This window comes from Streptomyces sp. NPDC008313 (assembly GCF_042956125.1).
Lineage (GTDB): Bacteria > Actinomycetota > Actinomycetes > Streptomycetales > Streptomycetaceae > Streptomyces.
In genome coordinates this window covers 203,948-229,379 of record NZ_JBIBFR010000006.1, presented here as the reverse complement: position 1 = coordinate 229,379, position 25,432 = coordinate 203,948, and the positions used below count along the sequence as shown (strand labels likewise).

Genomic DNA, 25,432 nt, shown 5'->3' with positions numbered 1-25,432 from the left:
TTGGCGTTGGCGTTGGCGTTGTCATCGATGGGCAGACGGCGTGGTGATGCGGCCGAGAGCGTGAGTATCGCTCCAGCTGTAGCCGGTACCGGGGCTCACGCCTGGGAGACGTCCGGTTCCAGGGAAACCGCGACGAGCCGGTCGCTGAAGGAACGGGCACCGCTTTCGCCGGTCGTCTCGGCCCGGTACGCACGGATCGCCGGGTCGGCGAGGGTGAGAGTCACCACCGGGCAGTCCGTTGCGTCGTTGGTGCCCTCGGGCGAGCACTTGCCGGTGTCGAGCAGACTGTGGCCGGGACACACGGCTCCGGCGGGCAGATTCACGTCCAGGAGCAGTTCCTTTCCTGGATCCACGCGGAATTCTCCGGAGGCCGGGATTTCGACAGGCTTCCCCTCGTAACCGCTGTTCACGACAGTCGCGGTGAGCCCGCGGGCGGACGCTCGGACGCCCTCACCGTGCGGGCCGTGAAAATCGAGCGTGACCCCGCCCTTGGCCAGTGGTGCGTCGAGCAGCAGAGGGCGGTCGCCCGTACGGATGGCCGCGTGGACGGTGAAGCGCGGTTGGCCCGGCACCTTCGGCCCCGGGTCGTAGACGTCCCAGCCGGTGAGCACCAGCTTCGGGTCGTTGCCCCGCTCGCCCTTCCCCCGTGGTTCCGGCCGCGGCCACTCCTTCACCCCGCACTTTGAGAGCCGGGCCGTGCCCCCGGCGGGGATCGGGCGGTCGGGCAACGGCTCGGCGGGGGCCTGAACCTGCCACTGCGCGGATACGCGAGCCTCGGGCCCCGTAGCGAAATACGTCAGTACCAACAGACCCAGGACGGGCACGGCGAGGCCCAGCCATGAACGAGGAGAAACACGGAACACTCAGCCGCGCCCCTGCGCACGGCCGACGGTTCGGGCACCGCCTCCGGATCGTCCGCGGGTGACAACGAGCGGCGACGGACAACAGCCCCCATCAGATGGACGGCTGGAGACCAGACCGCGCTGACCGGCCCGGTGAGTCAGTTCCATGGCGCTCATGATTCTTACTGCGCGCTGGACGGCGAGAGTGTCACTGCCCCGTACGTCGATCCCGTCCCGGGCGCGGAAACCACAGCTGACGCTGCCGAAGCCGGCGTCGTCTCCGCCGCTACCGGCGAGTGGGAGGCCGACCACCGAGCCCGGAGACGTGGGCTGCCGGTGCGCACCGCGATGGACGATGTGCACGATGCCTTGCGCGAAATCGACGCTGCGTACGGACGCCCACGCGCTGTGCGGACGCTGCGTCAGGGAATGCCCCGCTCTCGCCTGCGGGAAGCCATCGATAGCCTTCGTCCTCATGACACGCGCTTGGATCCTGCCCCTCACTCTGTTCCTCTGCGGCTCACTCCTCGCGGTCGGCCCTGTCGCCAGAGGGGACCTCGGCACGGCAGCGGCCCTCCTGCTGGGTTTCACGCTGCTCGCGGGCGTGAGCTCGCCTTTGATCTTCCCGAAGTCGATCAGCACCCCGGAGGCACACCGCCGCAGCGCCGCCGACGGTCGGCCTGTCGTCTTCTGGCGCCCCGGCTGCACGTACTGCATGCGACTGCGCATCCGACTGGGACGCAGCGCCCGCCGGGCGCACTGGGTCAACATCTGGCGTGACCCGGCTGGGGCTGCTGAGGTGAGGGCGGCCAACGACGGCAACGAGACCGTACCGACCGTCGTCGTGGCAGGCCGGCCGCACACCAACCCCGACCCCGCGTGGGTGCGTGAGCAGTTGTCCCGTTCCGCGTGACCGGGCTGAAGGCCGCGGTGGCAGGACCTGAGCGCAGTCCCGCTCGACTCGCCGACGCGGCTCGGGTTCCGTCGCAGTACCCGTTCAGGAGCCGGGACAACTGCTGACCGGCACCATGACCGCTTTCACACCGACACAGACAGGCAGAGCTGAAGTGAGCCTGCCCAGGCCGCTTTGGCTCTGCCCGCGTTGACTCTGACCGCTCTGACTCTGACCGCTCAGACTTTGCCCCTTGCTCTGACCTCGGGACGTGGCCGGTGTGGCCGTCCGGGACTCGTCGCCCTGCGAGGCTGACGGTTCCGGTGTCCGGTCGGCCGCCTGGGACGCCTGCCGCACCGACTGGGGCGCCGTGCTCAACGCGCTCCGGTCCGGGTCGTCGTCGGCGTGCGCGGTGACGGCGGGAAGGGACAGGGAAGCAAGTGCGGCGGCGACAACCGTAGCCCGCATCATGATCATCATGGGCAGCGTTATAGCCGCTCACGCGCCACGACAGCGCGCTTCACACGCGCGATTCACCCTCCTGGAACAGCCGGATTCACCATTGGGCAACGGTGCCCAGAGCTTCGTCGAGCACCGTTCGGATCACGTGCCGGGCATTGAGCGCCATCGCCGGGTTCGTCTCCCGGTAGTACGGCAGCGCGATCAGCGCCTGCGAGAGAGTCCGTCCCCGGCCACGGGTCCAGGTCGCGTCGTCCACGCCCAGCGCCTCGCGGAAGGCTTCCCTCGCATCGGCAGGCAGCAGGTTCCAGGCCGGGAACAGATCGCACGCCGGATCGCCCACTCCCAGGCATCCGAAGTCGATGACCGAGGTCAGCCTGCCGCCGTCCACCAGCAGGTTGCCCGGCATGAGGTCGGCGTGCAGCCACACCGGCGGCCCTCCCCAGCCGGGGGCCCGCAGCGCCTCGTCCCACACGGCCGCGGCGGCATCACAGTCGACGCCCTCCTGCGGGATCCCGCGCAGTTCCTCGATAGCTGCCCGGGTCTCCGCGTCGAGCCGGGCGACTGGCCCGCCCCGGTGCGCTCGAGGCGCCCCGGGCAGGGTGACGCTCCGCATAGCCGCCACGAACGCCGCAAGGTCCTCACCAAGCGGTACAGGTGCGCTCAAGGCCCCCTCCTGTGGGTTCTCTCCCGTGAGCCACAGGTACACCGACCAGGGCCACGGATACCCCTCGGCGGGCCGCCCGGCGCCGAGCACCTCGGGGATGGGGGTCGGCAGGCAGCGCGCGAGGCGTGGCAGCCACGTGCGCTCCCTGGATACGTCGTCGGCTCCGCCCTTCACCAGCGGGAGCCGTACGACCATGTCGTCGCCCAGCTTGTACATGGCGTTGACCGTGCCGCCGGACGGGATCCGTTCCACTGGCATCCCTGCCCACTGAGGGAACTGTCCGGCGATCAGCCGCAGTACAAGGTCCTCGTCGATGGGATGCATGCCGGGATGCATTCGCCCTGTGCTCATGGCACGCCATCCGACCGCCGGACGCCGACGAGCGTCAACCGCTTTTCGCAGGGCGTCGTCGCGGGTGAGCGCGGCTCTCCCGTGAGGGCTTGCCACTGAGCGACTGATCCGCTCGCCACCCAGTAGCGTTGCCAGTGTGGCGAGTTGATGAGCCTCCCGAAGGTGCTTTACCGGAAGCCAAGCAGTCCGGAGCGAGGAAGGCGACGAGGCGTCAGAACACACAGGGTTCTCTTCCGTGCGCGCAGTTGATGGCCGAAGACCCGACCGGGCCGAGCGCCTTGAGTGCCCGGCGCGCGGTTCCCTCGACGGCTCGCGTGTCCGCGGGTCCAGCGCGGCGGGGAACATGGGCCCGGTCTCGCGGCGAGCGTGCGGTAGCCGCCGAAGCGGTGGCGACGGTCGCTTGAGCGGTGGCGACGGTGACCCGAGCGGTAGCGGTCCGTCGCCCGAGCGGTGGCGACCGTGGCGGCAGCGGGCGCACGCCCACACGGCGCGGGGTCACTCGCCCGGGCCCGCCCCGCACGGCTGGGCGGCACCGGTGCCACAGGCGGCGCACCTCTAGGATCCAGCCATGCTGCCCTACCCAGCCATGCTGCCCTACTCGAACAGGCCATCCACCGAGGCGATACATGCCGCTGTGCCCGGCCTCGCGCCCTATGGCAGGCCGGCGGTCGTCCTCCATCCCACGCCCGGGGCGCCCGGGCACCACGACAGTTCCATCGCCGGTCCGATGCTCTGGCCGGCGGACGAGCCCTGGCCCCACTGCTCCGTGCCGGACGAGTCGGAGCCGTCCGGGCTGCCGCCTGTGGCGATGCTGCCAGTGGTACAGGTCTTCCGACGGGACGCCCCGGGTGACTGGTGGCCGGAGGACGCCGACGTGTTTCAGCTGCTGTGGTGCCCGAACACGCACTGGGACCCACCCGCGCCCCAGGCGGACGTCAGCCCGGTCGTGGAGATCCGCTGGCGCCGGGCGGCAGACCTGCCGCAGGAGCCGCACCCGCATCCGGCGCCTGTGCGGCAGGAAGACGAGGACTACGGCTTCTCACCGGTGCCGTGCACTCTGACGCCGGTGCCGCACGGCTACGAGTTCGACGTGCACTGACGGCCGCCGTGGCAGGCTGCGTCCCGCGCCGCGCCCGGGCGGGAGCCTGGCCACTCCGGGGCCGGGAGGCTTTCGGCATGCGGCCACCGGGGGAGCCTCAAGGGGCTCCCCCGCGGAAGAGGCGCTCTTCTCTGAGCTCTTCGTCCACATCCACCAGGAGAGCCCCGTCAGGCTTGAGTTGGCCACGTCGGCTCAGACGGGTGTGGCCTCCATGTGCGGTGGGCTTGAGGACGTTCTTTACGGCTTCAGCACTGGCGCAGGCCCGGGGCGGGGTCCACGCCGGTGTGCACGGAGACAGCGGGGACGTTGCCCCACTGTCCGTTGTCGAGCTGCGTCCAGTACCAGATGTCGTTCTGTCCCTGGTGAGGGTCGCCGTGGCCCCAGCAGGCGAACCAGCTGAACCCGGAGTTGAGCGTGCCGCGGGTCGCTGAACGATACGAGCGGTCCGCATACCCCTTCGCCCCGACATCGTTGCCGCAGTACAGCCGGCCGTCGGAGCGGACCCCGCACTCGGCGGCGTGGGCGGTAGTGGCGGGCATGGAGAGGGCGAGCAGGGCGGTAGCAGCGAAGGCGCCCAGCGCAGCGGTCATGCGTCGAGTATTCATGATCTGCTCAACGGTCGAGCCAGGTCGAAGTAACGCCCAACCCCTGGCCCAACCCCCTGGCCCTGGACGAGACTCACAACTCCCGCACGAAGAAGTCGGCCTGTCCTCCTGGGTTCTCACCGGGCGATATCGACCTGAAGAGCCTCCTGCACGTTGAAAATGGGCATGGCGAGACCACCGCTGCCCAAGCCCGCGCCGAGGTCCTCTCGCGGTATCGCGAAGAGGAGCCCTATGGCCTGGTTGTTTGCGTTGAGCACCACCGATCCCGAGTCGCCCGCACCCGCGAACAGGGTCACGAAGGGCACCGCGCCACTGATCTCGATCTGATCGATGGCCGGCACGAAGCCCGATGAGCTGAGCCGAACCACGAAACCGAACGTCAGCAAGGTGCGCTTGCCGCGCTTCTTGACCACTTCTCCGAGTGGCGGAAGATCCACCAGGGCACCCTGCACCGCGCCGATCCCCTCGACCAGCGGCTTCGCGCCGCGGGAACCGTTGAGAGCGATGGTCGCGCAGTCCAGGAACATCGGGTTGAACTCGCGGCGCACAGTGTCAACGGTGCCGACAACGTCGCCGAACGGTGATATGGACACCAGTCCGGGCTGATAGACGTTGATGCCACTCTGTTGCACCACATGGGCACAGGTGAGCAATCGGGCCTCACCGCCGTGGACGCGGCTGGTGGCAACGGCTCCCAGAGTCCCTGTGGGCGGGGCGAAGATGCCATCCTGGATGAGTCGTTCTCTCGAGATCTCGATGCCCCCGCACAGAGGGTCGTACCTCGCGGTGTCGTCGATGTGAACCGGCTGAACCTCGACGACGTCCGTGGGGTAGCCGTTGAACTCGGCTGGTATCAGCTCGCCCTCCAGCACCTCCTCGGAAGGCCGCTTCTGGGGGACGTAGACGAACAAGGCGATCTGCGGGGTGAACTCCCCGCCTGTCTGCTTCAGCCCCACACCGGTCGTGTACTTCCCCGCCTCTCGGGCATTCAGCAGGTCACGAAGCGCTGCTGATGCCTCAACGGCGTCGGAGGGCACCGAGATCGGCTGGTCAGGAAGCATGCGACTCACCCTTTGCAGGCTGGGGAGATTCCGCCCTGCGGGACAGTGACGAGATGAAAGGGACGTGGCGCCGGTCTGCGAGCTGCCGGCTGTCGTGCAACCCGGGGGCGCCCGAAATGGCTGTGCAGAGCGCTACGTCGGCCTCATTACCAGGGTCTCGCTGCGGTTTTCCTTCCGCAAGCGGCGGCCTCCTCGCGCTCCGGTTCGGCGGCCAGCGGTGCCCACATACTCGACGGGTTGCCGCCTGCGTCCGCCAGTACTGGCTCTGGCCGGGGACCGGAGCCGCCCCATGACGTCGGGCAGGCCTCGCCCCGCGCCCCCTCTCACCGAGCGATCAACCGTGGCGGAATCCACCGCCATGATCGCCGGGTCCGCCGTGACTGCCGGGTCCGCCATGCTCGCCATGCCCTTGGTGCTCGCCGTGCCCGTCATGGATATCGCGCCCGTCACGCCCGTCGCCTCCGTCACGCCCGTCGCGCCCGTCGTGCCCGTCGCGCCCGTCGCGCCCGTCGTGCCCGTCGTGCCCGTCCGAGTCTCCTTGCCCCGGTGAGAGGTCGACGGTGTCGCAGTAGACGACCGGCCCCGGGGTCGTGGGCGGTGCGGGGCCGTCGGCTCGAATGCCCTCGGTCTCCATGACCACCAGGCGCAGCGGCCCTCCGCGTCGCCCTGGCGGCGTCGGGACCTGGCCTGTGTAGAAGGGCGTCCGGGAGGACTCCGCGTCGATCGAGGTGAGTACCGTGGCCGTGTCCTCGAGTGTCACCCAGCCGAGGTACTCGTCGGCGATGACGCTGTTCCGGCGCTGCAATGTGGCCGTGATCTGCGGTGGCGGCGAGCCGGTGGGGTCCCAGGAGGGACCGGTGACGCTGACCGACAGCGACTCGCCGGGCGTGACCATCAGTTGCCGGTCGGGCAGGGTGCGTACCAGGTCGGCGAGGACGACCTGCGAGATCTCGGCTCCGGGGATCGAGTCCGGCTGGTAGCGGACCAGAGCGAGCCGGACGAAGGGCAGGCAGGCGTCCCCGGTGTCGATGTCAAGGTCGCAGAACCAGCGGCCGCCCTTCCCCGTCTCGTCCATCCCCTCCGGGTCGAACACCGGGGCGAAGCCGACGACCGTGACGTCGAGCGAGCCGGAGGGTGTGTGCAGAGACAGTGTCCCGGACTGCCGCACCGCATTGGTGAACATGTCCGCGGTCGGGGCGACGACGGGCGCGGAACGGTGGATGGGGTCACGGCCCATCAAGGTGACCCAGGCGTCCCGTACGGAGGCCGGGTCTCCTCCCGGAGGCTCGCCGAGGACCACTCCGAGCAGCTCTCCGTCTCCGGACGAGAACCAGGGACGGTCGAGGAACACCCGGATGCCGCCGCCTCGGCGGCGGTGGACGATGGCGCCGGGCGGTCCGTCGGCATGGTTCAGGCGCTCCAGGGCGAGGGTGGGCATGCAGTAGAGCAGTTTCGGTGCGGTGGGTGGCGCGCTGCTCGGCACCGAGTACTCCTTCGCCTCTCCCCGTACGGTCAGCGCGTTCTCGCCGGGCGCGGCGAACTGCGGAGGGAAATAGTCTCCGAAGCTGCTGCCGGCCACCGGGCGGTAGCTCACCTTCCGGTGTCTGGTGTCGCCGAACTCGTGCTTGTGGAGTTCGAGAGGGATCCTGAGCGCGTCCGCCTTCGCCTTGTCGTCGTCCGTCACGGCCGCTTCCTTGAGCGCCTTCGCCTCGTCCGCGGCCGCCTTCGCCCGGTCCTCGGCCGCCTTGGTGCTGAAGGTCAGGATGCCGTTCTGGAGGACGGCGGGTTCGGTGCCCGGGACGCCTTCCCGGCTCACCCTCGCCGTCAGCAGGTCGAACACCGGGGCGGTCATGTCGCGGGTGTCACGGCCCCTGGGCCCGGCGTCCGTCACGTCGGTCCACTCCGCGACCAGATCGATCCGGTCCGTGCTCCGCTCGTCCAGCGTGATGCTGCCGGCGAGGTGCTCGGCCGTCGCGTCGGGGGCGCGCGGCGCCGCCAGGGGCGACAGGTTGAGAACCGGTGTTTTCAGGGGCCGTTGCACGGCGTGGACGAGCGTCAGTTCCTGGGAGGGGGTGAACATCCAGTGCCGACCGGCCGCGGCCAGTTCCAGCGCGTGGTCGGCTCTCCGCAGCTCCGTCGCCTTCCTCGCCGCCGCGTCCGCCTCCGTCTCCGGCGCGAGTCCCGGTGCGGGGGCCGGCACCTCCCGGCACCAGGAGGCCATGCCCATGGTCTTCTCGTCGAAGTCGATCTTGGAGCACAGGCGGACGGTCGCCACGGCACCCTTGGGCAACGACACCGTCAGCACCCTGGACGCCTCGTCGAAGCTGGGCGGCGCGGTCCCTTCGGCCAGCCTCAGCCGGAAGGACCTGGGGTGGTGCCAATCATCGCCGTTCCAGGGCACCGTGAAGGGAGTCCCGGCGGGCATGCCCGGCAGGTCGAGCAGGACGGCTCCCGTGCTGAACGGGTCGGGGAGATAGGGCACGTCCACCCGCACGCCCGTGTGCAGGGCGGTCACCGCCGGGTTCTCGGGGTCCGCCGCCCGGGACGGGATCGGCTCCAGTCGCACGTCCGGAAGGGTCGGATCGCTGAGTGAGCCGCTCTCCCGTCCGGCCAGTTCGTAGACCGCGTCCTGGGCCCGCTGATCGGTGGAGCCGATGGCCTCGTCCAGCAGTCCGTGCCACTCGACACACCGCAGTGACGCCTTGGGGGCCACGACGTGCCGTTCGTCCGCCCCCTGGTACGAGGGGTGCTCCTCCTCGGTGACGAGTCGCGACCGGTTGAAGTCCGCGGCGTACTGCTCGGCTGTCGCGCCCGCGTCCTGGTCTTCGGCCGTCTCGTGGTGACCGGCTTCTCCGGGGCCGGTGGCGCAGTCGACGGCGAAGCCACCGTTGCGGCCGAGTTCGGTGAGGGTCTGACAGCCCGGTTTCCCGTCGGCGTCGCCTCCCTCGAACCCCTGTGCACGCTGCTCGGCTGCGTAGGCGGCCCGGGTCTCGTCGCCGAAGACACCGTCCGCTCCGCCCAGGAGGCTGTGCCCTCGGGCGATGAGGGCCTGCTGGACGATGCGGACATCGCCATTGGTCCTGCCGGGCTGGACGTCGGCCAGGACGACCGTCACCTGGTCCCCCGGGGGGCTGGGAGGGGCGGCCGGGGGCGGCTCGGACCCCGGGCTGCTCCGGATCACCATCCGGAAGGCCGAGGCGCCCTCCGCGAGCGGCAGTCTGGGGGCCACGGCGGGCGCCGGAACAGCCTCGTACCTCCGGAACACCAGCAGCCCGTGGCCGGGGAGCGCCAGGTCCGGCTGGTCCATCAGGGCATCGGCCTCCGCCAGGGTGGGGCCGTTGCCCGCCAGATCGACGGTGCGCAGCCGTACCCGGTACTCGTGGCCGAACCGGAGCCTGGGCAGCGAGCCGGGCCGCACCTTGGACGTGATCTCCAGCGGCAGTGCCGTCATCGCCTTGTTGCTGACTTCCACGGGCTGGTTGGGGGGCCGGTGCGCCTCGGCCGATCCCTCGTCGATGTCCAGCACCAGGCCCGGGCGGGGCGCTGACAGCGACCATCCGTCCCAGGTGATCAGCTGCTCGGGTACGTAGGGCTGGTCGTCGCCCATCCCGGCCGGCAGTGAGACCAGGTTCGCCTGGAAGAACCCTTCGTCGGAGACGGTGAGCAGGAGTGCTCCGCCGTCCGGCCGGCGGTACTCCACGTCACGCTCGTGCAGCGAGAACCAGCGCTGCCGTTCTTCGTCCCAGATGTCCATCCGGTGGCCGCGGACCAGGTCCTCGGCGACCAGCTTGGGGGCCGGCGGGAGAGGCGGTGCGGCTCCTGCCGCCTGCGGGGCGTCCGCCGCTGCCTTCGCGCCCGTGAGCACCTGGGTGAAGGCCTTGTCGTGGTCGGCCGCCCGGTCGCACTCCTCCTTGAGGACCTCCCGGCGCCTGTCCCTGATCAGCGAGATCCCATGGGTCCGCACCGGGGACAGTCCCGTGGCGTCCGTGGGGGCCGATGTCCCGATGTGCGCGGCGATCTTCATCGCGGCGCCGTCGATGTCGGCCTGCTCGACGGAGAAGTCCTCCTCGGGCAGCGCCACCACGCCGCGTGACGGCGACGCCAGCGGGTCGGCGGCCGTGCGGGCCGTGGCGCCGGGGACGAGGACGTGACGGTCGGGGAGGAAGACATAGAAGGTGTGAGGGGAGATGTCGTGCGAGTCCGCGTGCGGGTCGGTCCAGTGGGGAGTGACGGTCAGGAACCGCTCGCCCGAGGACACGGGCAGCCCGTCGGCCGGCAGGAGGAAGTCCAGGACCAGTCCGAGGCGCCGCAGCAGCTCGGGGTGATCGCCGAGCGAAGTGAGCATCTGATGGAAGTCGGGATGCGACAACTCCGTGGGCGGCATGGGGGGCGCCTCGCCGTCGGCGAGGGTGGCGGGCCTCCTGGGGAGCGTGTGGAAGGCGCACAGTGCGGCCAGTGCGTCGGGCATGGCACCCGAGTCCGCGGCCACGCCCTCGGCGTCCGGTGGGACCACTCGGAGCGAGCGCATCACATCCCGGGTCACGGGTGCTGCCTCGGGCGACATCTTGGCCGCCTCGGCGTAGGTGCGCCTGGTGAACCGGCTGACTTCGTTCGCCGGGTAGGTGTGGCCGTCGTTCACGTTCGTGCCGGTGAAGGTGAACAGCTCCAGCGGGGTCTCCTCGGTGAAGAGCTTTGTCCACAAGTCGCCATCAGGGGACGGACCTTGGGGGGTGAGCCGGCCGGTGAAGGACGTGGACGACGCGGAAGCGTCCTCCCCGGTGGCGAATTCGAACGTTGCCTCCTGCACCCTTTCCGGCCAGGTGACGAAGTCGGGAAAGTGCCCGAGGGTGCTGAGGATCCGCTGGTCGGGCGCCCCTGCCTGGGGCTGGTCGGTCGTCGTCAGCCGGGGGGCGACGAACACCGACACGCGGGCCTGGGTGCCGTCGTCCGAGAACCCGGCGGGAAGAACGGTCCAGTTGATGTGCTGTTCGAAGGGCATCGTCGTCTCCCACGGGGCTCACGGGGTCGGCGGGGCTCACGGGGTCGCTGGGGCTCACCGGGTCGGCAAGGCTCACGGGGCGAACGCCGGGCAGTACTCGTGCCAGTGGCGTGGCAGGACGCAGTCGGTGAAGGCGGGGTCGCCGGGCGCGCCGGAGAAGCTGCGCTCGAGCTCCAGCGAAACGGATTTGCTGAAGAAGGCGATGCGCACGCTGACCGTGAGGGTGCCTTTGCCACGGACCACCGACTCGTGACCGTGCTTCTCGTAGGTGAGCTCGAGATAGAACTCGACGGACACCGTGATGATGCCGAGCACACACAGGAAGCCGTTGCACCGCAGGTATCCGCTCAGGGAGACGCTGTCGGCGGGGCCGTCGAACTCGAAGCGGATACCCGCCATGACGGACACGCCACCACTGGCCACCCCGAGGTTCAGTGCCGCGCTGCCGCCGAACTCTATGGCGCCCTCGATCTGTTGAACTCCTGTGGCGTCGACCAGCATGGAGAAGTAGCCGCCGCCACCGAACAGGGAGACGCTGACGTTGAAGGGGTGGGTCCGTTCGGAGACGGAGAAGCGGAACGAGACCGGTGCGCCGTCGAACGGGATCACCAGCTCGGCACCGAGCGAGACGTTCGACAGACTGAAGACGCCTATGCCGATGGCCGGGAGCGCGAGTCTGTAGCCGGCGTGGATTCCGCTGGGCTGTACGTCGATGTGCGCACCGCCGCCGAAGCTGTCGGCGGGCAGGGCGCTGCGCAGGCTGTTGATGAACTCGAGCTCGTTCCGGAACGTCAGTTCCAGACCGGCGGCCGCCACATCGGGCTTCTTTCCCGGCCCGGTCCTGAACTTCAGGTCGGCGATGTCCACCCGGGCCATGTCGGCGAACTGCAGCCCGAAGTTCGTCAGCCGTCCCTCGACCGTGGCCTTGTCGACGGCGTCCTTCGAGCGGACGGTCCGGGCGTCGAGGGTCAACACGGCGTGGGACACATCGAGGATGTCCTTCGTGTCGTCCCCCGGCTTCACGTCCCGCTCCCCCAAGGCGGTCTTCCACACGTAGCGCAGTTCCTTGCCCTCTCCGCCCGCCAGGTCACGGATACGGAGCACGGGCGCCGGAAGCAGGCCGTCGGGGGCCCGCAGGACGGCCTCGATCTGGTCGTCCCCGAGCTGCCGCAGGGTGCCGAGGCTGTCCTTGGCGATGCCCTGCAGATATCGGCTGAGGTCGATGAATCCGAGCAGCTTGGCCCCGCCGAACGCTCGCTTGATGTCGTCCAGGGGAAGCGCGTCGACGACTTCCCCGCCGGCCCCCGTACGGAACACGTCCGGGACGACGCCCGCCTGGCTGGTGATCAGCTTGACGGAGGCGTTGGGGCTGGCGACTCCGCCTGCCTTCTCCGCCCCGAAGGTGAGACTGACAGCCTGGTCCAGACTCAGGTACGCGCCCGCCGGATGCTTCTCCATGCTCTGCTGGAGAAAGGTGTCGTTGAACGTGACCGCGAGATATCCGGTTCTCGGGGCGAACTGCTCGACGGCGGGGACGCGGACCTCCGCGGCCGATACATGGGGCACGCCGACCACGGGGCGGCCTGCCGGACCGGTGGTCCCCAGCCCGAAGGTCAGTGTGCCGACCGCGTGGCTCGTGCTGCCCGGAGCACCGGCGGGCGGCTGCGCCATGGCCATCACCTGACCGCCCATCGACCGCTTGACGCGGCCCATCAGCTTCTCGTCGCTCGCGTACAGCTGGCGCAGCCGCGTCTCCTGTTCGGCCTCTTCCATGCCGTCGGGCACGAACACCAGCGGCATGGTGAAACTGACGGTCCGGTTCTCGTGGTCCGTGCCGATCAGCGTGAACTCGTGGTCGGCGGCGGAGCTTTGAAGGACGACCCAGAAAGGATCATTGTCAGGCACCGGCTGGAGCAGCGGTGGGGTGACACGGTCGGTGATGCGCAGGGCGCGGAAGGGCATTTCGCGTCCTCCGTGCGTGAAACGCGTTTCCGGTCCGTACCGGACTTCCGGCTCCTTGACGACGATGCGGTCTTCTCGTTGGAGGTAGGCGACGATTCCGTCGTTGGGACGGGCGACGAACTGCCGCCTGACTTCGGCCACGTGCAGGGCTGCATGCCCGGTGGACAGTCGGCCGCGGCTGACGGCGCGTACGTACTGGTCTCGCCCCAGGCCTGTGATGTGGTCGTACACGGCTAGGTTCGGGACACGCTTCCCGAGATCCTTGAACCGGTCCTCGGCGGTCTGCGACAGCTTTTCCCAGGCGCCGTGCAGGTGGGCTGACGTGCCCAGAGGCGTGATGATGAACTGCTCGGCCCGCAACGGCGCGCTGGGGACTTCGATGGGCGGGCCGCCCGGGCCGGACAGCTCGGCCCGGCTGGTGAGGGTGACGATGTCCTCCAGCTTCTCGGCTGTCAGCGGGTTGTTCGCGGTCGGGCCACTGCCGTCCGTGACCGTCGCGAAGGCCCGTAGCAGCACCTCGTCGTCCCGTGGACCCTGCAGCCGCGTGTGCCACAACGCGGTGCGGCCGTCGACCAGTTGCGGTTCGAGCCGGCCCACCCAGTCCACGGGTTCGTCGTAGGTGATCAGCAGTCGGGTCGGGTATTCGATGACACTTCTGGGGATGCCCTGGAAGACCGTCGATCCTGCCGTGTCCGGACTCCTCAGGCCCGTCGGCACCGTCATCGGCACCAGCCGCGCCCAGTTGAGCATCGAGGTCAGTGACAGCTCCAGGCCGTCGATGTCGGCGGGCACCGAGAAGGCCAGTTGGGTGGAGCCCGCGGTCGCGGCCTGCATGGGGCCGAGCGCGGTGGCGACGGTGCCCAGCGGTGGGGGGATCTCTTCCAGCACATGCTGCGGCGGCAGCCCGACGAGCACGAGCGTCGGCGCTCCCGGGTCACGCCGTACGAGGCGGCGTCCGTCGAAGCGCAGGTTGACCAGCCCGATGTCGGCGACGAGCATGTCCGCCGGCCGCACCACCCGGAACGGCCCCTCCGCGACGTCACCGTCGTGCGGACCGGTGTCAGGGGGCCTGCCGGGGCGGGGATCCTGCCCGGGCTGATGGGGCCGCCTCCCGCCGCTTCCCCCGCCTCGGCCGCCACCGAACCCCCCGCCGGGGTGACCGCCGTGGTCTCCGCCGGGATGGTTCCGCACCTCTTGCCACAGCCGCAGGGAGAAGGACCGAGAGGGGTTGCAAGACATGACGAGCGCCTCAAGGGAGGTCGTGGGAGGCAGATAACGCGGCGACGCCGCTCGCCTCTCCTCCATGCTCACTCCGATGGCGGTTCCCCGCGACCGGGCGGCCGCGTGACGACCGTTGCGGCGTCGAATCGCTGTGAAACCGGCGGGACGGACGCGTCTTAGGCGCACACCCGGTCCCGGAAGACGAAGCCGACCCCGGCTCAGTGGCCGGGTGCCCCTGCCTCGCCGACAGCCGGCCGGCAGTCCACCCATGCCACGGAAGCAAGAGGGTTTCGCGGCCAAGCACATGCCAGACGGCGGTGTGGCCGCACTGCCGGACATCGACGGCGCGTGGGACGAGCCGGCGGCGCACGAATTGGGCGACGGACCGGCCGTATTCCTAGCCAATGCCGACGGAGAGCGAGTTGGTGACGGGTCGTCCGAAGCGATGGACGTCCTGCGGATGCCGGTCATCGCGGCGTGAGACAAGGTGGAAAGATGCCACTGACGTCGAAACTCTTCCGTGATGACCCGGCGCTGCAGCAGTGCCTGGTCGCGGACGCCGGTCATGTCACGCCCGGCACACAAGGCGATCACGTCACCAAGATCCAGGCACTCTACGGTCCGACAACGGTGCGGGCCGTACTGGCCTTCAAGAGACCGCCACGGGCTCGGCTACCAGATCATGGTCGTCGTACTCCCGGTCAAGTTCTGAGGCGGCGCTACCAGACGTTCAGGACACGTCGGAGTCGGCGGGCGGACGAACCGTGGGTCGTTCACCACAGCGCTCCGCTCGGCCTAGGTGCACGAGGCCTCGGACGGCATCTGGCCGGCCGAGCGGCGTGGACATTCCCGTTGCGGGATACGCCGGAAAGGTGAAGAGTAGATTCATGTCGGCTCTGCGGTATTCCAGCTCCGCATTTCTGCAGCCGCGGACCATGGGCAGCATTCACGACGACTGAGCAGTACGGCGCACATCGTATCTGGAGCCCTCATGGCCAAAATCTCTCGGCGACACATCCTTCATGCGGCCGGCGCATCCGTTCTGGCCGCGGCGCTCGCGTTGCCCACAGGTATCACGATTGCCGCGGCGGATTCCCGGAGCCTGAATGTGGGCCATGCCGGGACATCGGCTCGGAGTACAGAGCCTCCGTCGCCTCCTCCTTCTACGCCGAGTGGACCGACGGACCCCACAGTGCCGCCGGATTCCACGCCTTCTGCTGATACAGAACCCACGACGCCTTCACCCGCTACACCCTCCACCCCGGACGGGACACCCGACGCCACTGAACCGTCGGGCCCGGGCGACACGGGCGATCAGACGCCCGAACCACCGCCGGAACAAAATGAAGAAATCGACCAGGCGATGACGACCCTGGACAAGGAGAAGGACCGAGTCCCCGCGGAACTCACGGCGAGTGTGGAAGTGCTGATCACCATTATCAGCATGGTCGAGAATCCAAGAGCGTTGCCGCAGGACAGGCAGGGGGTCACCAAGAGTGCGAAGAATCTGTCCACCGCACTCGCAGCCATCAGTGACCCGAATACGCCTCCCGGACTGCGGAAGGAGCTGACCACGGTCGTGAAGCAGGTGACGACGACGCTCAAGGTGGTCAGTGGACCTCGGGTACCGAGCGAACAACGGTCCCTGCTCATTCTCGTCGTCGCACGGACCACCTCCACCCTCGAAATGATCTGCGACGACAAGACACCACGGAATGTGCGGGACTGGATGATCGCCATCACGAAAGATACTGCTTACGCCGCAGAGAGGAGTCAGAGCGGAGCACATGGCGGTGCGGCAGACGACAGTCGAACCGCGGCTGGGAGTGAGAGTGCGAAGCAGATCACTTTGAACACGTTGCTCCCGGTGAGCTCCTCTTCCGACATCATGCACGACCGGAGGACACCGTCGAAAAACCGAGAACAACTGGCGGAAGTCACGCAAGAGGTCAGCGCGCTACTGAAAAAGATAAGCGATCCCCAGACGTCGGAGAAGGAGCGATCCGAAGCCACAGAGGAACTGGAGAAGAAGGTCTCTCGCATGAAGGGCCAGCAGGAGCAGGCCGCAGCTGCCCAGGAGCGCCCGGAGGAGTCGCTCGGCAGGGCTGCCGCGCTCTGCACCAGCGCCGTCTTCGAGTCCACTCCCGAGTCTGCACTCAGGAAAGGACTGAAGAAACTGGTTCCCGCGCAGTGGCAGGACGAAGGGATCAAGGACTTCTGGAAAGCGAAGGAGAAGAGCAACGAGACGCTCGACGTCCTTGCCCAACTGAGGAACAACGAACGGACTCAGGGTCCGTTCGAAGTCGTACCGCTCATCACCGAACTCGCCGATCTCGTGCCGCACGACAAACTGTTCGGGAGTCTGGGAGCATCGGCTCTGTACTGCGAGCAGACCGCGACGTATCTTGACGAGGAGTTCGGGGTCACAGCGGGCACCTGGCTCACGGAGAGCGGCTAGTGATGGATCAAACGCCGGCAGATCTCAACAGTTCGGCCACCGAGATCTCTGAATCCGCTCGGGCCCTCGCAGCTCCATACCTCTCCAGCTCCCTCCTTTCTTCGCCGTAGTCACCCACTCCGGAGAAGTTGTAGGGCAGGGAAGAGATCGAGGAGATGAACCGGCCCCCCGGGGACCAGACAGCGGTGACAGAGCGCGGTTTGCGGGTCACGTTGATGAGATTGTTGTTGTGCTTCACCCTTCCGCGGTATACGAGCTGCCCTCCGCAAATCGCTGGTTCGCAGTAGTAGTTCCGATCGTTTTCGTTCCACGATGCATGGGGGGACCTGAAGTGCTCCACGTCGAGCCTCCCCCGGTCCTTCCTCATGTATGAAATCTGCAGTTCAACACTCACCGTGTCGTACTCGACGTCCTTGGGAAGCTGGAATACACGCTTCAGAGCATATTCCTGTCCGACCTCGAGCGAATTACCTACGTCATAGAATCTTCCACTGCTGATTGTGGTGTATTTGAGCTGGTCGACGTAGAGCTCCGCCTCTCCCTCACGCGCCCCCTGCTTGCCGATACTATTTCTCCACTGCGTCACCAGGCCCCCCTCCCCCAGCGAATATGAAGCGACCCTGCCACGAACCGTGTAGATGTCATTGATGATGTACACCGGGATCCCTCCGGTGTTTTTCATGTAAAGCGTCAGCGGCACGTGCACGAAGGGAAGATGATGATTGTCCTCCCACGCCTTCCCAAATTTCGCCTTCAAAGAGAAGTACATGGGGGCCGCAGCAGGTTGGTACATGGTTGAGTACGCAAGGCTCACAGCGGTCAGGAGTGCCGTGGCGACCACCCCGGCCGCGAATCTTTTGGGTTGCGGTACACCCTTCCACGATTTCTGTCCCACAAGAAGCGACAGCGCCCATACGGACCAGCACAATGTCGGCACATAAATGAACAGATAACGCGTATATTCCATTTCTTCGAACCAGAGGAGAAAAAGGAGGGCGTCCGTGGCCAGCACGATGATCGCCCCCACCAGTACAAGCGCTCCGGAGGCCTTGTACTGGCGCCTCCCCCAGTAGTCGAGTGCCGCGATCGCCGACACACCCAGCAGCGCACCCGAGAGGACGAACAACACTCCGGTGATTCGTTGCGCGAAAGTCAGGGCCCCCGAGGCATCCGGCCATCCGATGACCGCGTTGAACAGCATGGACACGAGCAGGCCGGCCATCATGAGTGCCATGATCGCGCGTCTTTTCCAGGGTCGGTCGGGCCACGTCCTGCTGTCGCCCCCGCGCCAGCATACGGATGCCGGATCATTCAGATCCATGTGCTCGGGGTAACCGCGACGGCCGAGCATCTTCCGCAGCTGAGCCGGTGACCAGGCCATGCCGACCGTCTCGCCGCCGATGATGACACGGCGAAGGCCACGGCTGTCCGGCGGCTCAACGATGACCCAGGGTCGGATACTCATGACCACAGACTCGAACCAGGGCCGGCATCGTGCACACGGAGCTGACCCGTTTGCCGTGAAGCGGGACACCCCGAGGCGTCAGGCGTTGAGCGAACGGCAGTAGGCGTGCGACGGGCCCTTCACGACGCAGACGCCTCCACGAGGCCGTCCGGGCCCGGTCGCAGGAAGTCGATGAGTGCGGATGCCAGTGCTTCGGGAGCCTGTTCGGCGACGTGATGCCCGGAGTCGATGCCACGGCCCCGGACAGCGTCCTCGAACACCCCCTCCTCCCTCACGCTCGGTTCACGCAGTGCGCCTTCCCCCGATCGGTACGGGCATCCCCGTCAGGCGGTCACGCGCGGAGGCGCGGGACGCGCCCACCAGTGGGCCGCGGGTCCATGTGGACGGACGAGGCGAGCGCCCGCGGGGACGGAGCTCTCGCCTACTTGCCGGTAGCCTGACGGCGCACCATTTCGGTGATCCACACGGGCGCGAACGGGGACGTACAGCCCGGAGGCGTCGGGTAGTCCTTGAGCACCTCCAGGCGCTCACCGATGGCGATGGCGCGGGCACGGTGTTCGGCGTGCGTGATGCCGATCTGGGCCAGGCAGTGATTCATCGCCCACTGGAGGCGGTCCGGGGCGCCCTTCATCTCCCGCTCGACGACATCGAGCAGCTCGGAGAGGTCGAGTCCCCCGGGACTCCTCGCCACGCGTTCGGTGGTCAGCGCCCAGCCTGCACTCGCGACGACCGGATCGGGATCGGCGAGCCAGGCCAGACGCAGCTCTTCGGAGTGCGGGTTCTTCTTCGCCACGTAGTTCACAAGCCAGTCATGCACCTTGGGGGTGGACGCCTGCCGCATCATGCCGTCCAGTTCGTCACGCCCGAAAGCCTTCGGACGGCAGATCAGGGTCGCCAGCAGCCTGGCCGCCGTGTCGCCCGACTCCCAGAGCCGGCAGGCGAGATCGTGCTGCGTCTTCAGCCGTTTCGCGAGAGCGCGCAGCTTGCCGAGGTTCACCCCGTGGTCGTCGCCGTGCCGCTCGTTCACCGCGCGCAGCTTCGGGTCCTCGAGCGCGGCCAGCTCGGCCCTCACCTCGCTGACTGTCACGTCTGCCACCCGAGCCTCCGCAGGTCCTGCCACTCCGACATCCGTGCGTCGAACCTACCGGCCACCGTCACGACGGGCGCGTCGATCGTCCCGGCAGGCGGAAACCGGGGCGGGCGACGCTGGAGGCGCAAGGTTCCCTGCGTGGGCGTCGTCCGCCCCGGCCACTGATACGTATGCCCCGGAAGCACCGCCCCATTGGTCCACTTCTATCAACCTTGATTCCTCTTGTCCGCAGGCTGGAGGCCGGGGCATGGAAACGGAGGGCCGGACATGGCCGTGGGGCCCGCTCGGAGGAATTCCGAGCGGGCCCCACAGCCGTGCTGAATTGATCTGCGCTGAATTGATCTACCAGCGATACCAGCGGCCCTTGCGGCCACCGCTTCCGGCGGGCCGGACCAGGAAACCGAGCAGCCAGACCACCAGAACGATGACGGCGATCCACCACAGAGCCTTGAGGGCGAAACCGGCACCGAAAAGGATCAGCGCGAGAAGAAGAACGAGAAGCAGGGGAACCATGATTATCAACCTCCGAACAATCGATTGCCCGGGCCCCCTCGACTCACGCCTCGAACCTGCGCGTTTATTTGGATCTTATGCGGGAATTCGCATGCGCCGCGCCTCGTCTCCTCACCGCTCGTCCACCGCCGCAGAGCAGAGCCAGGCAGGAAGGGCCGGGCCTCGGCGACCGGCCGCGTGCTGCCAGCCGAGCCCGCACGAGCGGGCACGGCAGCCACGGCTCGACGGCCGCGGACAGTCGCGTCGCCGCGGTGTCACGTGGCGTGGTCGGCCCCGTCAGGCGCGTCCGCCGTGGCTCCACGGCCGGACCCCACGGCGGGTATGGGCGGCAGACCTTCAGCGAGCCCTGGCAGCAGGACGGGCTCCAGTCGGACGAGATCCTTACGGGTCAGATACCGCTCCAGCTCCGGTGGCCGGTAGTCCGCGTCCCGGTCGTATCGCTCCTTGGCCGGTACCGCCAGGAATTCGTTGCCGTCCAGTTCTCCTCTGTCGTTCGTCGCCTTTCCGAGTGGCCGGTGCAACGGCTTGGCCAGTCGGTACATTCCCGTGCGTGAAGTGTGGAGTTCGCCCGAGGCGTCCGGCCCGACACGAAACTGAATGCTCTCGTCGGGAATCATCACCTCGGGCCCGGCATGGCTGAGTACGTCGGCGTCGAACCGCAGGCCGAACCTGCGGGCCTGGTCGACCATCCACAGCAGCGGAACGTCGGACAGCCCCGTCTGCTGGTATCCGCCACCGACATCGCAGTGCACCCCCGCGAACCAGACCTGCTTCAGTTCCTGGCCCTGCCCGCCGGCGCCGGGCTGTTGATGCCAGAGTGCCGGCTGGAACGCGGAACGCTGCTCGTCGATGGCCAGAGCGTGGAAAGCCCCCCTCACCCAGCTGCTCAACTCCGTGTTGTGGAACGCCCAGCGGTGGTTGAACCGGTTCGCCGGCGGCTGGAGCAAGGCGGCGTCCGGCACCGGGATGCCCAGGGAGCCGACCGTGTCCCACACCCCGATGAAACGGATCTCCGTCTCGCGCGCGTACGAGCGGCGGAAAAGGGTGGCGGCGGCACCGTTCGGCTGCTCGATCCGGTCGCGGTACAGCGCCCATGCCTCCGGGATCCGGTCGACGTGGTCCTGCCGCAGGATGCCGCAGTTGCGCACCAGTCCGGCCAGGCTGCGTGCGGTGAACGCTCCTCGGCTGAAGCCGAAGAGGAACAGCTCGTCGTCGGGCTCGTACGTCTCGGCGAGGAAGCGGTAGGCGTCCACGACGTTGCGCGAAAGGCCCACTCCGAACGCGCCGCCACGCAGACGTTCGCGACGGAGGGTGCCTACGCCACTGTGGTAGTACGCGCGTTGCTCCTTGCCGGCGACGGAACCGGCCAGCACGGACAAGGCGACTTTGGCCACGTTGGTCTTGCTCGGTTGATCGGCGAAGTTCCATGTGCCGTCGCAACAGACGACCAGACGCTTGGCCATGACCATCCCCTCCTCGCGAGAGCGCGGAGTAGCAGACAGCCCTCCGACCATGGTCGCACCGTCCGCGGGACCGCGCCACGCGACAGGAGGGGTGGCGTCAGCCGGTGTGCGGGGAGCGGGCGATGCGGAATCCCACGTCATCGACCCGGAACGTGGGGTGGCTGCGGCGCCTCACCGAGGCCCGGCAGCTCCAGTGCTCGTCGAACCAGCCCCCGCCGCGCAGTACTCGGTAGCTGCCGTAGACCTCGGCGTCGTACAGGTCCCAGCACCACTCCCACACGTTGCCGAGCATGTCGTGGAGTCCCCACGGGTTGGCCCGCATGCCGCCCACTTCGTGGACGCTCTCCTGCGAGTTGCCCCGGTACCAGGCGATCTCGTCGAGGTCGCCGTAACGCGGTCCGGTCGTACCGGCCCGGCAGGCGTGCTCCCACTCGGCTTCGGCCGGCAGCCGGTACCCGTCGGCGGTCGCGTCCCAGGCGATGTCTTCACCGTCGGCGTCCAGGTGGTAGGCGGGTGTGAGTCCCTCGCGTCGGGAGAGGGCGTTGCAGAACCGGGCCGCGTCCCGCCAGGAGACTCCCTCGACGGGCAGCCGGTCCCCACGGGCGGTGCTGGGACATTCGCCGGTCACGTCCTCGTACCACGCTTGCGTGACGGGGTACGTAGCGAGCTGGTAGGGGGCCAGCTCAACCGCCCAACTGCGCTGCGTCCGCCGGTCCGACAGGGTGACCTGCCCAGCCGGGATCGCGATCATCGTCTGTTCCACACCCGTATCCATGAGCAGACGATCTTACCGGCGTCCGTCAAGGGACGTCGGCGGGCGGGCCGCCTTCTGGGCTGGACGTTCCGGCCGGCCCCGTGGCCGGCCGGAGCGCCCGGCAGGCAATGCGGTCAGTGGGCGGCGAGGAGCTCGAGCGTGTCGATCACACGGTTCGAGAAACCCCACTCGTTGTCGTACCACGCGACCACCTTGACGTGGCGGCCGTCGACGCGGGTGAGGGCCGAGTCGAAGATCGACGACGCCGGATTGCCGACGATGTCGGACGACACGAGCGGGTCGTCCGAGTACTCCAGGACACCGGCGAGCGGCCCGTCCGCCGCGGCGCGGTACGCCGCGAGCACCTCGTCGCGCGTGACGTCGCGGGCGACGGTCGTGTTGAGTTCGACGATCGAGCCCACCGGCACCGGTACGCGGATCGAGTCACCGGACAGCTTGCCGTCGAGGCTCGGCAGTACCAGTCCGATCGCCTTGGCGGCGCCGGTCGTGGTCGGCACGATGTTGACTCCGGCGGCCCGGGCACGGCGGGCGTCGCGGTGCGGTCCGTCCTGCAGGTTCTGTTCCTGTGTGTAGGCGTGCACCGTGGTCATGAACCCGTGCTCGATGCCGGCGAGGCCGTCGAGGACCGCGGCCAGCGGCGCGAGCGCGTTGGTGGTGCAGGAGGCGTTGGAGACGATCGTGTGCAGGGCCGGGTCGTACGCGTCGGTGTTGACGCCGAACGCGAGGGTGACGTCGGCGCCGTCCGACGGCGCGCTGACGAGCACCTTCTTCGCGCCCGCGTCGAGGTGGGCGCGGGCGGCCTTGGCCGAGGTGAAGCGGCCGGTGGCTTCCAGGACGATGTCGACGCCGAGTCCGGCCCACGGCAGCTGAGCCGGTTCGCGCTCGGCCGGCACCGTGATCCGACGGCCGTCGACGACGAGGGCGTCCCCGTCGACGGTCACCGGGCGTCCGAGCCGGCCGGCCGTGCTGTCGTAGGCGAGCAGCCGCGCGAGCGTGGCGGGCTCCGTCAGATCGTTGACGGCGACGATCTCAAGGTCGCTGTCGCGTTCGAGCAGTGCGCGCAGCACGTTGCGTCCGATGCGGCCGAATCCGTTGATGGCGATGCGAGTCATGAGTGAGGTCCCTTCCGTTCCCCACCAGGTTCGCCCGCGGCCGGCGACGCCGAAAGTGGCGCGATCGCCATGGTTCAAAAGGATCCCGCCACCCGTGCCGGACGGCTACTCGCCCAGGGTGAACGTCCGCCGGTATTCGCTCGGGGTGGTGCCGAGGATGCGCTGGAAGTGCAGCCGCAGGTTCGCACCCGTGCCCAGGCCGACGTCCGCGGCGATCTGCTCGACGCCGCGCTGCGAGCGCTCCAGCAGTTCGCGGGCCACGTCGATGCGGGCGCGCATCACCCACTGCATCGGTGTGTAGCCGGTCTCCTCGACGAAGCGCCGGGAGAACGTGCGCGGCGAGACCCCCGCCTGTCCGGCCAGCACGTCGAGGGTGAGGGGCTCGCCGAGCCGGTGCAGCGCCCACTCCCGGGTCGCGGCGAACCGCTCGCCGAGCGGCTCGGGGACGCTGCGTGGCACGTACTGGGCCTGGCCGCCGCTGCGGTAGGGGGCGGCGACCAGGCGCCGGGCCGCGTGGTTCGAGGCGGCCACTCCCAGGTCGCCGCGCAGGATGTGCAGGCACAGGTCGATGCCGGAGGCGGCGCCGGCGGAGGTGAGCACGCTGCCCTCGTCGACGAACAGCACGTTCTCGTCGACCCGGACGAGCGGATGTCCGGCCGCGAGTGCCCGCGTGTAGTGCCAGTGCGTCGTGGCGCGCCTGCCGTCGAGCAGGCCCGTCGCGGCGAGCGCGAAGGCGCCCGTCGAGATGGCGGCGAGCCGCGCGCCGCGCGCGTGGGCGCCGATCAGCGCGTCGACGACGGCCGGGGGCGGGTCGTCGCGGTCGGGGAAGCGGTAGCCCGGGACGAAGACGAGGTCGGCCCACGCGAGGGCTTCGAGGCCGTGGGCGACGTCGTACGCGAGGCCGTCGCCGCCGGTCACCAGGCCGGGTGCCGCCCCGCACACCCGCACCTCGTACGGCATGCTCGCGCGGGTCGTGAAGACCTGTGCCGGGATGCCGACATCGAGCGGTTTCGCGCCTTCGAGCACGAGGACGGCGACACGGTACAGGCGGGAGGCTGGCACAGTCAGAGGTTACGCGGGGCGTGACGTCCACCCTCCTCACCGTGCGGAACCCGTCCCCGCGCCGGGCCGGGCCGGCCGCGCAGGTCCGGGGCTCCGGTCACGCATGCCGTGACCGGAGCCCCGGGTTCGACTGCCCGGGCAGGCGCCGACCGCCGCTAGTTCCGGTACCTGAAGACGATCCGGCCGCGCGTCAGGTCGTAGGGCGGGAGCTCGACCAGCACCCGGTCCTCCAGCATGATCTTGATGTAGTTCTTGCGGATCTTGCCGCTGATGTGCGCGAGGATCTGGTGGCCGTTCTCGAGCTCCACGGTGAACATGGCGCTGCGCAGGCACTCGACGACCCTGCCCCCGACTTCGATGACGTTCTTGTTCCTCGTCATCGCACCAGCTCCAGGTTGCTGCCGATCGGCCGGGCGCCGGCGCCCTCGAACAGGGCTGAGGCCGCTCGGTTGGACTCGTGGACCTCGGTCCAGGCCTCGGCGAATCCGGCATGGTGCAGCGTCCCCAGCGCATGCGCGAGCAGCGCCCGCGCGATGCCGCGGCGCTGCTCTCCGGCCCGGACCGCGAGCAGCCCGATGCGCGGCCGCTTCGCCGTCACCACCCGGATCAGGCCCAGGTACCGGTCCGTTGCGGCGGCCACCGCGTACTTGGCCGGGTCGACGACGGTGTCGCCCTCGTCGCGGGGGATCACCTCCGCCGGCATCGAATGCCACCCGACGGTCGCCTCGACCTCGTCCCGGATCGCGCGGTCCACCGCCCGCAGCAGGCTCTCGTCCGCCCGGCCGGCGGGCACGATCGTCACGCCCGCGGGAAGCTGGACCGCTCCGAGTCCGGTGACCCCCGGGTCGGTCGGTACGACGTACTCCCACTCGCGGCGCCGGATCGCGAACCCCGCCCGTTGCCAGGCGGCCGTGAGTGCGACGTCGGCCTCGTCGACCACCGTGTACAGCGGCGGCGGCAGTTGTGCCGGCATCGCCTCGGCGAGCCGGTCGAAGGCGGCGTCGTGCCAGGCGTCGATGCTGACGAACAAGCGTCCGTCGGGCCGGCGCACCGCGTGTCCGCGTCCGACCACCAGGTCGTCGTCCAGTGCGTGCCATTGCCCGTCCGCGACGCGTGTGATCAGCACCGCGTCCTTGCCCGGGCCAGTGGTGAAAGGTGTTGTGTTCATCGGAGTCTCCCTCCAGGAGTGCCTCGTTCTCAGGCGCTCCTGGCGACACCGAACGTCAGCCGCCGGACCGTGACGGGTTGAGGGAGCACCCACGGGTAACTGCGTTCACGGGGCTCACCTCCATACGCCGACTTCACGGTCCGCCCCCGAAACTAGCAGTGGGGCCCC

20 protein-coding genes are annotated in these 25,432 nt (G+C 68.8%); 4 read left to right on the top strand and 16 right to left on the bottom strand.

Annotated elements, in window-relative coordinates; genetic code table 11:
- Positions 1-95 precede the first annotated feature (95 nt).
- Positions 96-674, bottom strand: coding sequence for a hypothetical protein (locus ACFY93_RS10820; protein WP_391355990.1), 579 nt, complete (start codon positions 672-674; stop codon positions 96-98).
- 643 nt (positions 675-1,317) lie between these two features.
- On the opposite strand from ACFY93_RS10820, the gene ACFY93_RS10815 reads away from it, so the two are divergent.
- Positions 1,318-1,755, top strand: coding sequence for a glutaredoxin domain-containing protein (locus ACFY93_RS10815; protein ID WP_391355987.1), 438 nt, complete (start codon positions 1,318-1,320; stop codon positions 1,753-1,755).
- A gap of 535 nt (positions 1,756-2,290) precedes the next feature.
- On the opposite strand, the gene ACFY93_RS10810 is transcribed toward ACFY93_RS10815, so the two are convergent.
- Positions 2,291-3,211, bottom strand: coding sequence for a phosphotransferase (locus tag ACFY93_RS10810; RefSeq protein ID WP_391355984.1), 921 nt, complete (start codon positions 3,209-3,211; stop codon positions 2,291-2,293).
- A 568-nt stretch (positions 3,212-3,779) separates the two neighbouring features.
- Here ACFY93_RS10810 and ACFY93_RS10805 point away from each other — a divergent pair.
- A complete protein-coding gene (locus ACFY93_RS10805; protein WP_391355982.1) occupies positions 3,780-4,310 on the top strand; it encodes a hypothetical protein in 531 nt (176 codons plus the stop codon).
- A 245-nt stretch (positions 4,311-4,555) separates the two neighbouring features.
- On the opposite strand, the gene ACFY93_RS10800 is transcribed toward ACFY93_RS10805, so the two are convergent.
- The 4 genes from ACFY93_RS10800 to ACFY93_RS10785 form a co-directional block, all read right to left on the bottom strand.
- Positions 4,556-4,900 carry a hypothetical protein gene (locus tag ACFY93_RS10800; RefSeq protein WP_391355980.1) on the bottom strand — a complete coding sequence of 115 codons (345 nt, stop codon included), beginning with the start codon at positions 4,898-4,900 and terminating at the stop codon, positions 4,556-4,558.
- A gap of 131 nt (positions 4,901-5,031) precedes the next feature.
- A complete protein-coding gene (locus ACFY93_RS10795; RefSeq protein WP_391355978.1) occupies positions 5,032-5,976 on the bottom strand; it encodes a hypothetical protein in 945 nt (314 codons plus the stop codon).
- Positions 5,977-6,310: 334 nt separating this feature from the next.
- A complete protein-coding gene (locus tag ACFY93_RS10790; RefSeq protein WP_391355975.1) occupies positions 6,311-10,975 on the bottom strand; it encodes a peptidoglycan-binding protein in 4,665 nt (1,554 codons plus the stop codon).
- Positions 10,976-11,047: 72 nt separating this feature from the next.
- Positions 11,048-13,954, bottom strand: coding sequence for a hypothetical protein (locus ACFY93_RS10785; protein WP_391355973.1), 2,907 nt, complete (start codon positions 13,952-13,954; stop codon positions 11,048-11,050).
- 472 nt (positions 13,955-14,426) lie between these two features.
- Between ACFY93_RS10785 and ACFY93_RS10780 the strand changes: the two genes are divergently transcribed.
- Positions 14,427-14,639 carry a hypothetical protein gene (locus tag ACFY93_RS10780; RefSeq protein ID WP_391355970.1) on the top strand — a complete coding sequence of 71 codons (213 nt, stop codon included), beginning with the start codon at positions 14,427-14,429 and terminating at the stop codon, positions 14,637-14,639.
- A gap of 711 nt (positions 14,640-15,350) precedes the next feature.
- Positions 15,351-16,616: a hypothetical protein gene (locus ACFY93_RS10775; protein ID WP_391355968.1), complete on the top strand. Its 1,266-nt coding sequence runs from the start codon at positions 15,351-15,353 to the stop codon at positions 16,614-16,616.
- Between the two features lie 7 nt (positions 16,617-16,623).
- Here the strand turns inward: ACFY93_RS10775 and ACFY93_RS10770 are convergent, their stop codons facing one another.
- The 10 genes from ACFY93_RS10770 to ACFY93_RS10725 form a co-directional block, all read right to left on the bottom strand.
- Positions 16,624-18,081, bottom strand: a complete 1,458-nt coding sequence (locus tag ACFY93_RS10770; RefSeq protein ID WP_391355965.1) for a hypothetical protein — start codon at positions 18,079-18,081, stop codon at positions 16,624-16,626.
- A gap of 119 nt (positions 18,082-18,200) precedes the next feature.
- The gene (locus ACFY93_RS10765) at positions 18,201-18,341 is read right to left on the bottom strand and encodes a hypothetical protein (RefSeq protein ID WP_391355963.1); all 141 of its coding nucleotides are present in this window, start codon (positions 18,339-18,341) and stop codon (positions 18,201-18,203) included.
- A gap of 161 nt (positions 18,342-18,502) precedes the next feature.
- Positions 18,503-19,177, bottom strand: coding sequence for a DNA alkylation repair protein (locus ACFY93_RS10760; RefSeq protein ID WP_391355960.1), 675 nt, complete (start codon positions 19,175-19,177; stop codon positions 18,503-18,505).
- Positions 19,178-19,513: 336 nt separating this feature from the next.
- Positions 19,514-19,684 (bottom strand): hydrophobic protein, encoded by a 171-nt coding sequence (locus ACFY93_RS10755; protein ID WP_388778178.1) that lies wholly within the window; start codon positions 19,682-19,684, stop codon positions 19,514-19,516.
- A 254-nt stretch (positions 19,685-19,938) separates the two neighbouring features.
- Positions 19,939-21,147 (bottom strand): phospholipase effector Tle1 domain-containing protein, encoded by a 1,209-nt coding sequence (locus ACFY93_RS10750; RefSeq protein WP_391355957.1) that lies wholly within the window; start codon positions 21,145-21,147, stop codon positions 19,939-19,941.
- Positions 21,148-21,244: 97 nt separating this feature from the next.
- The gene (locus tag ACFY93_RS10745; protein ID WP_391355955.1) at positions 21,245-21,922 is read right to left on the bottom strand and encodes an SUMF1/EgtB/PvdO family nonheme iron enzyme; all 678 of its coding nucleotides are present in this window, start codon (positions 21,920-21,922) and stop codon (positions 21,245-21,247) included.
- A 113-nt stretch (positions 21,923-22,035) separates the two neighbouring features.
- Complete coding sequence (gene gap, locus ACFY93_RS10740; protein WP_391355952.1) at positions 22,036-23,034, bottom strand: type I glyceraldehyde-3-phosphate dehydrogenase; 999 nt, start codon at positions 23,032-23,034, stop codon at positions 22,036-22,038.
- 105 nt (positions 23,035-23,139) lie between these two features.
- Positions 23,140-24,096, bottom strand: a complete 957-nt coding sequence (locus ACFY93_RS10735) for a helix-turn-helix domain-containing protein (protein WP_391355949.1) — start codon at positions 24,094-24,096, stop codon at positions 23,140-23,142.
- 155 nt (positions 24,097-24,251) lie between these two features.
- The gene (infA, locus tag ACFY93_RS10730; protein WP_391355946.1) at positions 24,252-24,476 is read right to left on the bottom strand and encodes a translation initiation factor IF-1; all 225 of its coding nucleotides are present in this window, start codon (positions 24,474-24,476) and stop codon (positions 24,252-24,254) included.
- Positions 24,473-25,264 carry a GNAT family N-acetyltransferase gene (locus ACFY93_RS10725; RefSeq protein WP_391355943.1) on the bottom strand — a complete coding sequence of 264 codons (792 nt, stop codon included), beginning with the start codon at positions 25,262-25,264 and terminating at the stop codon, positions 24,473-24,475. The genes infA and ACFY93_RS10725 overlap by 4 nt, the downstream gene beginning before the upstream one ends.
- Positions 25,265-25,432 lie beyond the last annotated feature (168 nt).